Here is a 1,666-nt window from a genome sequence, read left to right on the forward strand (position 1 = left end):
CCAGAAGGCCACGCAGCCGCACACCGGGCAGAAGTGGAACTCGATGGCCTTGCCCCTGAGGTAGGCCTGGGTCTTGCCGGAGACCTTGATGCCCTCATCGACGTAGTCGTAGGCCCAGAGGACGCCGTAGCGTCGACATACCGTGCAGTTGCACGCCGTGGCTCCGTCGGGTTGGCCGTCAAACGTCCACTGAACTGCACCACAGTGACATGAACCTTGAATCATGGCTGTCCTGCCTCCGTTGGATTGCACAGCCAGGCGATTGAGAAGGACCATGACGTCACGTTACTGTCACATGGGCCGACTCGAGCTTGAGTGCATCGGCCGAAATATCGCCGATTTTGAGAGCGAAGACCACTGCATGAACAGAAGCCTGGTTCGCCGCGCGACCTGCGTCGGGTCGGCGCCGGAGACAGGCGCACCGTGAATGTCGCACCGGTCTCGTGCGCGATGTCACCTGCAGCGCACGAGACCGGTCGAGTCCACCTGGCTGTTGATCAGTCGATCAAGCAGTTTGGCGTGCGCGCCTTCCACGAACTTCCGCCACGTCAATGACGCCCTCGGCGACTTCTTGTGCCTGCTGAGCAAACGCGTCGTGTCCCTGCCGCATCGTCACCATCCAGCCCTGGCTGACTTCGGTCAGGAACTCGGTGTAGTTCTTCAGCATCCCCTGCATCAGGTGAGCGAAGGCACCAGACTGCATGAGCTTCATCGCAGACTCGCTGGCCTGCTGGAAAAACTGGCTCGCATTCGCGGTGGATTGCGTTGTGACCTCGGGTGAGGTCGTGAATTGGGTGAGCAGATCCATATTGGCCTGCGCCAGTTTCACGAAAGGCTGGGCTTGAATTTGCATGACGTTGTCTTGCATGGTGAATCCTTTGGGAAACGCGGGTGGGGCGAACAGCGGGCGATGTCCATCCGTGTCGCAGCTGCCGCATCTTGGCGACTGCCATGCACATTGCTGCTCACGCAGGGCTGAAGGACACCCAATGGCTGCCGGGCGATGCATGTCTGTGCAAAGCAAGACATGTCGACCCAGTATGGCAGTTCGCATAACCCTACGGAGTGATTCTTGCAATAGAGCGCAACCCACCTGATTTCACCGCACGGCCCCAGAATCACCCAGATGAAGAAACGATTGCGAACTTCCTCTGTCTGGGCCAAGGCGTTCGAGCGCAGCTTCGTGGCCATGACCCGCACAGCGACCCAGTCTGGGACCCGTGCCCTGACGCGGGCGCTCAAGCCCGCCGTGGCTCGGCGCACCCCTCCACCTGGGGCCGGCGCGTGGATACCGGGTGTCGCCATCGGTTCAACCGGTGTCAGAAGATTCAGGCTGTATCGCCCACCCGATGTGAAGATCGATGAGCGCTTGCCGTTGATGGTCATGCTGCACGGCTGCGATCAGGATGCGAATGCCTTCGCGGCCAGCACGCGCATGAACCGCATCGCGATGCGCGAGCGGTTCATGGTGCTCTACCCAGAACAGGACCGTCTGGCCAATGCCCGCGGCTGCTGGAACTGGTTCGACACCGGCACCGGGCGCGCCTATGGGGAAGCGGCGCTGATCATGAAGGCCATCGACCAGGTGTGCCTGCTGCAACCGGTGGACAGGGTACGCGTGGCCGTCGCCGGATTGTCGGCGGGGGCGAGCATGGCGGCCTTGCTC

3 protein-coding genes are annotated in these 1,666 nt (G+C 61.6%); 1 reads left to right on the plus strand and 2 read right to left on the minus strand.

Annotated features, from left to right (window positions below; genetic code table 11):
• On the minus strand, positions 1–225 hold a 225-nt coding region (locus AC1DYI_RS34875; RefSeq protein WP_477208675.1), incomplete at its 3' end, for a GFA family protein.
• 280 nt (positions 226–505) lie between these two features.
• Positions 506–868 carry a hypothetical protein gene (locus tag AC1DYI_RS34880; protein ID WP_477208676.1) on the minus strand — a complete coding sequence of 121 codons (363 nt, stop codon included), beginning with the start codon at positions 866–868 and terminating at the stop codon, positions 506–508.
• A 258-nt stretch (positions 869–1,126) separates the two neighbouring features.
• Between AC1DYI_RS34880 and AC1DYI_RS34885 the strand changes: the two genes are divergently transcribed.
• Positions 1,127–1,666 (plus strand): CE1 family esterase (locus tag AC1DYI_RS34885; RefSeq protein ID WP_477208677.1); only part of this gene is annotated, 540 nt, incomplete at its 3' end.

The organism is Ideonella sp. P3_A4 (assembly GCF_056403075.1).

What these genes read in the sequence shown, in the direction of transcription:
- AC1DYI_RS34880 (WP_477208676.1), bottom strand. Translation starts at nt 868, where the DNA reads ATGCAAGACAACGTCATGCAAATTCAAGCCCAGCCTTTCGTGAAACTG.